At 62.0% G+C, this 6,467-nt stretch carries 7 protein-coding genes; 3 read left to right on the top strand and 4 right to left on the bottom strand.

Annotated elements, in window-relative coordinates; all coding sequences use genetic code 11:
• Window positions 1-437: 437 nt before the first annotated feature.
• From MXB90_RS12745 to MXB90_RS12730, 4 genes are all read right to left on the bottom strand, one after another.
• Window positions 438-1,673, bottom strand: coding sequence for a saccharopine dehydrogenase family protein (locus tag MXB90_RS12745; protein ID WP_250045504.1), 1,236 nt, complete (start codon window positions 1,671-1,673; stop codon window positions 438-440).
• A gap of 47 nt (window positions 1,674-1,720) precedes the next feature.
• Window positions 1,721-2,815: a carboxynorspermidine decarboxylase gene (locus MXB90_RS12740; protein ID WP_250045502.1), complete on the bottom strand. Its 1,095-nt coding sequence runs from the start codon at window positions 2,813-2,815 to the stop codon at window positions 1,721-1,723.
• A 77-nt stretch (window positions 2,816-2,892) separates the two neighbouring features.
• Window positions 2,893-3,597, bottom strand: coding sequence for a winged helix-turn-helix domain-containing protein (locus tag MXB90_RS12735; RefSeq protein ID WP_250045499.1), 705 nt, complete (start codon window positions 3,595-3,597; stop codon window positions 2,893-2,895).
• Window positions 3,569-3,859, bottom strand: a complete 291-nt coding sequence (locus MXB90_RS12730; protein WP_250045498.1) for a hypothetical protein — start codon at window positions 3,857-3,859, stop codon at window positions 3,569-3,571. The genes MXB90_RS12735 and MXB90_RS12730 overlap by 29 nt, the downstream gene beginning before the upstream one ends.
• A gap of 168 nt (window positions 3,860-4,027) precedes the next feature.
• On the opposite strand from MXB90_RS12730, the gene MXB90_RS12725 reads away from it, so the two are divergent.
• From MXB90_RS12725 to MXB90_RS12715, 3 genes are all read left to right on the top strand, one after another.
• A complete protein-coding gene (locus MXB90_RS12725; RefSeq protein ID WP_250045496.1) occupies window positions 4,028-4,561 on the top strand; it encodes a hypothetical protein in 534 nt (177 codons plus the stop codon).
• A gap of 50 nt (window positions 4,562-4,611) precedes the next feature.
• Window positions 4,612-5,247, top strand: coding sequence for a ribonuclease HII (locus tag MXB90_RS12720; protein WP_250045494.1), 636 nt, complete (start codon window positions 4,612-4,614; stop codon window positions 5,245-5,247).
• A gap of 96 nt (window positions 5,248-5,343) precedes the next feature.
• The gene (locus MXB90_RS12715; RefSeq protein WP_250045491.1) at window positions 5,344-6,459 is read left to right on the top strand and encodes a site-specific DNA-methyltransferase; all 1,116 of its coding nucleotides are present in this window, start codon (window positions 5,344-5,346) and stop codon (window positions 6,457-6,459) included.
• Window positions 6,460-6,467 lie beyond the last annotated feature (8 nt).

Below are 6,467 nucleotides of genomic sequence, written 5' to 3'. Positions count from 1 at the left end.
CTACATCAGCCCCATGGAGTTCGAGGCACGCGCTATGCTAGCTTAACCTGCTGTCCACGAAACCGGTAGCAGGCCAGGGTGCTGCGCTTTCGTTCGGTCCGCTTACTCGGACCAGTGGAGTTCGGGGCCTCACTGTTGAAGCCCAGAAGCCAGTCCACTTTGCGATAGCCGAATCAAGGCTTCTTCTCGATCATGGCCTTGTTCGGTTCGGCAATGCGCACGTGTCATATGCTGAGTTATGATCGCACCTCTCATCCCGAGTGTGCGGGATTTCTCGTAGTTAGAGAGGGCATTTTACTTTTGTTTGTCGCCGGAGAGGGCAGGCACCCCTGCCAATGGCCCTCTTTTTTACTGACACGCTGTTGTAACTCTTGGGTTCACCCCGTTCTACCGCGGTCACCACGGACAACGCCGCCCCAAGGGGCGGCGTTGTCATTTCAGATCGCGCGGTCGGTGCCGGCGGTGTCGATCACCCGGCTGGGCAGGCCGATTTCACCCAGCAGTTCCAGGAAGGGGCGGGGGTCAAGCTCTTCTACATTGGCCATGTGGCCCACGTCCCAGGTGCCATTCGCGATCAGGATCGCGGCGGCAACGGGGGGGACGCCGGCGGTATAGCTGATGCCTTGGCTGCCGACCTCTTCATAGGCTTCCTTGTGGTCGGCCACGTTGTAGATGAAGACCTCGGCCGGTTTGCCGTCTTTCGTCCCCTTCACCAGATCGCCGATACAGGTCTTGCCGGTATAGTTCGGCGCAAGGCTTGCCGGGTCGGGCAGGACGGCCTTCACGACCTTGAGCGGGATCACTTCTTGCCCCTCGGCTGTCTTGACCGGCTTTTCGGACAGAAGGCCCAGGTTCTTCAGCACGGTGAACACGTTGATGTAGTGATCGCCAAAGCCCATCCAGAAGCGCACATCCGCCTGCGGGTAACGCGCGGCCAGCGAATGCACCTCATCATGGCCGGTCATATAGGCCTTTTGCTTGCCGACAACGGGCAGATCCCATTCCTTGCCGACTTCGAACATCTTGTTCGACTGCCAGGCGCCGTTCTGCCAAGAATAGACCGTGCCGGTGAATTCGCGGAAGTTGATTTCCGGGTCGAAGTTCGTGGCGAACCACTTGCCGTGGCTACCGGCGTTGATGTCCACGATGTCAATGCTGTCGATCGTGTCGAGGAATTCGTTTTCCGCCAGTCGCGCGTAGGCGTTCACCACGCCGGGGTCAAAACCCACGCCCAGGATCGCCGTGACACCCGCGGCCTTGCAGGCCTCGCGCCGCTTCCATTCATAGTTGCCATACCACGGCGGGGTTTCGCAAATCTTGGCCGGGTCTTCGTGGATCGCGGTGTCCATATAGGCAACGCCGGTTTCGATGCAGGCCTCAAGCACGGTCATGTTCACGAAGGCCGAGCCAACGTTGATCACGATTTGCGCGCCCGTCTTGCGGATCAGATCGGCCACGGCGGCGGTGTCCATCGCATCGACCGCATGTGCCTGAAACGTGCCCGGCACCTTCATCGCGTTCTTTTCATGAACGCTTGCGATGATTGCATCGCATTTCGCCTTCGTGCGCGAGGCGATGTGCAGATCGCCCAGAACGTCATTGTTCTGCGCGCATTTATGGGCGACGACTTGCGCCACGCCACCGGCACCGATGATGAGCACGTTACGTTTCACTTCGGCTGTCTCCTTTTCAACAGGACAGGGGAAGGGGGCTTGCGCCCTCAGGACAGGCTAGAGGCGTAGTCCTCATAGCCGAATTGCCGGACAAGGCGGGTGGTTCCGTCAAGTTCCCGGATCGCGATGGCGGGCATGGCCACGCCGTTGAACCAGTTCTTCTTGACCATCGTGTAGCCCGCCGCATCCTGAACCGAGATGCGCGACCCGATGGTCAGGGGTTCGGCAAAGCGCGCATCGCCAAAGATGTCGCCTGCCAGACAGGATTTGCCGCAGATCTGGTATTCATGCGGGCCGTCCTGCGGAAGTTTCGCGGGCTGGCGATAGATCAGCAGATCCAGCATATGCGCTTCGATGCTGCTGTCGACGATGGCCAGTTTCTTCTGGTTGTCCAGCAGGTCCAGCACGGTGACTTCCAGCGTGGTGGAATTGGTGATCGCCGCCTCGCCGGGTTCCAGATACACCTGCACGCCGAACTTTTCCGAAAACGCCTTCAGCCGCGCGGCCAGTTTCATCAGCGGATAGCCTTCGCCGGTGAAATGGATGCCGCCGCCCAGGCTGACCCATTTCAGCCGCGACAGGATCGGGGCAAAGTCGTTTTCGATCCGGGTCAGTTGCTGGTCGAACAGTTCGAAATCGGCGTTTTCACAATTGTAGTGGATCATCACGCCGGAAATCCGGTCGATGACCTTTTCGATCTTGGCCACATCCCATTCGCCAAGGCGCGAGAAGGGGCGCGCCGGGTCCGCCAGATCAAACCCCGAGGTTGAAAACCGCGGGTTCAGCCGCAGCCCGCACTCGATGCCCGCGGCCTTGTCGGCGAAACGCTCCAGCTGGCCGATGGAATTGAAGATGATCTTGTCGGCGTAATCAATCGCCTCGTCGATTTCGTGGTCGGCCCAGGCGACGGAATAGGCATGGGTCTCGCGCCCGAACTTTTCGCGCCCCAGCCGCAGCTCGAACAGCGAGGAGGATGTGGTGCCGTCCATGTAATCGCGCATGAAATCGAACGCCGACCAGGTGGCGAAACATTTCAGCGCCAGCAGCGCCTTGGCCCCCGAGGCTTCGCGCAGCGCTGCGATCTTTTCCATGTTGGAAAGCAGGCGCGATTTGTCGATCAGATAGTAGGGTGTCTGAATCATGGCTGCCCCCCGTCCGTGGCCCAACGGCAAAGTGAAGCCGCGATATAGGCCCCCCACCCCCCCTTCGCAAGCAAAACTCAATCCACGCGGATCGCGTCGGGGGCTACGGCCAGGGTATAGCCCTTGCGTGAAATGTTTCTGACAAGCAGCTCTGCCACCAGCTGATTGCCAAGCGCATCGCGCAGCCGCTTGATCCGGGTTGCGCCGGCGGCCTCGTCGCAATCGGCGGGGTCGCGGCCGGATATGGTCGCCTCGATCTGCGCGCCGGTCAGGATGTCGTCATCCATCCGCGCCTCGGCCAGAACGGCCAGGGTTTCGATCGCGGCCGGGGTCAGGCTAAAGGCCATGTCGTTCAGCATCACCGCGTTTTCGCTCCGCAGGATGCGCAAGCTCTGCACCTCGATCCCGGCGCGGCGGATCGCGGCCATGCGCCGGTTCAGCGCCATTATCGTCAGCAGCAGCACCAGCGCCGCCACCAGAAGCGCCACGCCAAAGACCATCAGGATGAAGATGATGACCCGGTAGGTTGCCAGCACCTCGGCAAAGGCGGTGCCCGATTGGGCCAGGATTTCCAGCAGCCGGATTTCGGACGGCCCGGTCAGGGCGTCATTTTCGACAAAGATGCGTTCGACCCGGGCATTGAAGACATTGGCATCGGGCAGGGCAACAAACAGCATCGCCGCCGCCGCGCCCAAGGTCGCCACGATCGCCGCGATGCCCCAGACGACCGCGCGCGACCCTGTCCGCAACCCCTCAGTAACGGAGGAAATATGGTCCGGCACTGTCTTTCCTTTGCTCCAGCCCTTCGGGGCCGAAGATGGACAGAATGTTCAGCAGCGTCCAGCCTTCCCGGGCCAGCCGTGGCGCCAACTGGCGCGAAGCCGCCTGCGGGGTGCAGGCCGTGTCCGGCAGCCGCGCCACCCCGTAATGCAGGCGCAGGGGGTTGTCCTGCTTGGCCTTGTAGTCGGCATAGCAGTCCGCCCGCGCAGGCGCGGCAGCCAACAGGGCAAGGACAAGCATGGGGATCAGAAGCGCGTGTTTCATCATGTGCAAAAGCTGCGCCGGGGCAGGCGGTTATGCAATAGCAAAGGGCACAGCAGGCGGCTGTTATCAGATAGCAGGGCGGTGATATTGCGTGGCCATGCGGATCGGGGCGAGCGTCGGGCATCGTCATTCGGCGGGTCATCCCGCCTTTGCAGAAAGGATCACATCATGTCCGCGACCAAAGGATTTCGCACCCGCCTGACCGCCATGATCGTTGCCGCTTCCGTCGCGCTGGGCGCGGTGCCGGCCGCCGCGCAGCAGGTCTATCCCGGCAATGACAACCGCAGCATCCTGCCCGCCATCGCCGGTGTCGTGGCGCTTGGGTTGATCGTTGACGGGATCGACAAGAAAAAGGAACGCGAACGCGAACGCGAGAGAGAGCGGGAACGACAGGCCCAGGAACAACGCTACTATGGCGACTACCGCGATCGTGACCGCTGGGCCGATCAGGGCGACCGCAGACAGGACCGCGACCGCTGGCAGCGCCGCGATCAACAGCTGATCCCGGCGCATTGCGTCACCGACATCCGCGTTGACCGCAAGAAGCGCGACGTGGTCGCAGAACGCTGCCTGCGCCGCGAAGGCATTGACCGTCGCCTGCCGCAGGCCTGCGCTTTCGATGTCCGCACCGAACGCGGGCGCGGCACAGTGTATGGCCTGAATTGCCTGCGCGAACGGGGCTTCAAGATCGCCAAGCGCTGATCGGCGCGTTTGCCGTTGCGCTGGGCCGTGATCCGGGGCATCCCCCGATCATGGCCCAGTTCCCTGATCAAAGCTTTGAACAGGCCGCGCGCGACCGCGGCCTTGCGCGCATCGCCGGTGTGGATGAGGTGGGCCGCGGCCCGCTGTGTGGCCCGGTGACCGCCGCCGCCGTCGTGCTGGACCCGCAGCACATCCCCGAGGGGCTGAACGATTCCAAGAAACTGTCGCCCGCCCGCCGCGCCGACCTGGCATCCCGGATCATGGCAAGCGCCGATTGGTGCGTGGCCCATGCCAGCGTCGAGGAAATCGACCGGCTGAACATCCTGCAGGCGTCACATCTGGCGATGTGCCGGGCACTGGCCGGGCTGCGCCTGCCGCCCGATCATGTGCTGGTCGATGGCAACCGGGTTCCGCGCGATCTGACCCTGTCAGCCGAGGCGGTGGTGAAGGGCGATGCGCGTTCGGTGTCCATCGCGGCGGCCTCGATCCTGGCGAAGCAGGCGCGTGATGCGTTGATGGTGGATTTGGCGCAACAATACCCCGGATACGGCTGGGAACGGAATGCGGGCTACCCGACCAAGGACCATCTGCAGGCGCTTCTAGATCTTGGGGTGACCCCTGTTCATAGACGTTCGTTCAGGCCGGTGCACAACATCTTGTATCAAGATAAATCTGTAAGTGCTTGATTCAAAAAAGAATTTGACGCCGAATCGGCTTTGACTCATCTTTGTCCCCACAGACTGGCACCAAGCCGGCACCCGTTCGGGATAAAAGAGGCAGAGATGACAAAGACCATGACCAAGGCAGCCGCGGCGGCGCTGCCCTTGAACCAGATTCTTGCAGGCGACTGCATTGAAATGATGAACAGCTTGCCCGAGGCAAGCGTAGACCTGATCTTTGCCGATCCGCCCTATAACCTGCAGCTGCGCGGCGATCTGCACCGGCCCGACAATTCCAAGGTGGATGCGGTCGATGATGCCTGGGATCAGTTCGCCTCTTTCGCGGCCTATGACAGCTTTACCCGCGACTGGCTGGCCGCCGCGCGCCGTCTGCTGAAACCCAATGGCGCGATCTGGGTGATCGGGTCGTATCACAACGTTTTCCGCATGGGGGCCGAGCTTCAGAATCAGGGGTTCTGGATTCTGAATGACGTTGTCTGGCGCAAGTCGAACCCGATGCCCAACTTCCGCGGCAAGCGGCTGACCAATGCGCATGAAACGCTGATCTGGGCGTCAAAATCCGAAGGCGCGAAATATACCTTCAACTATGAGGCGCTGAAGGCGCTGAATGAAGGCGTGCAGATGCGCTCGGACTGGGTTCTGCCGATCTGCACCGGCAACGAACGGCTGAAGGATGCGCAGGGCGACAAGGCCCATCCGACGCAAAAGCCCGAATCGCTGTTGCACCGCGTGATCGTGGGCACCACCAACCCCGGCGACGTGATCCTTGACCCGTTCTTCGGCACCGGCACCACCGGCGCCGTGGCCAAGATGCTGGGCCGCGATTTCATCGGGATCGAGCGCGAGGCCGCCTATCGCGAGGTTGCCGAGAAGCGCCTGGCCCGGATTCGCAAGTTCGACAAGGAAGCGCTGGAAATCACCGGCTCGAAGCGCGCCGAACCGCGTGTGCCCTTTGGCCAGCTGGTCGAACGCGGCATGCTGCGCCCGGGCGAAGAGCTGTTTTCCATCGGCAACCGCTTCAAGGCCAAGGTGCGGGCCGATGGCACGCTGGTGGGCAATGATGTCAAGGGATCCATCCATCAGGTGGGTGCGCATCTGGAAGGCGCGCCGTCCTGCAACGGCTGGACCTACTGGCATTTCAAGCGCGACGGCAAGATGGTGCCGATCGACCTGCTGCGTCAGCAGATCCGGGCCGAACTGGAAGACCGCCCGAACTGAGACACCCG

It is taken from the genome of Phaeovulum molybdatiresistens (assembly GCF_023544865.1).
GTDB lineage: Bacteria > Pseudomonadota > Alphaproteobacteria > Rhodobacterales > Rhodobacteraceae > Pontitalea.
This window is presented reverse-complemented; position numbering and strand designations above follow the sequence as displayed.

Coding starts and splice junctions, on each gene's coding strand:
- MXB90_RS12740 (WP_250045502.1), bottom strand. CDS start 2,815: ATGATTCAGACACCCTACTATCTGATCGACAAATCGCGCCTGCTTTCC.
- MXB90_RS12730 (WP_250045498.1), bottom strand. CDS start 3,859: ATGAAACACGCGCTTCTGATCCCCATGCTTGTCCTTGCCCTGTTGGCT.
- MXB90_RS12725 (WP_250045496.1), top strand. CDS start 4,028: ATGTCCGCGACCAAAGGATTTCGCACCCGCCTGACCGCCATGATCGTT.
- MXB90_RS12720 (WP_250045494.1), top strand. CDS start 4,612: ATGGCCCAGTTCCCTGATCAAAGCTTTGAACAGGCCGCGCGCGACCGC.
- MXB90_RS12715 (WP_250045491.1), top strand. CDS start 5,344: ATGACAAAGACCATGACCAAGGCAGCCGCGGCGGCGCTGCCCTTGAAC.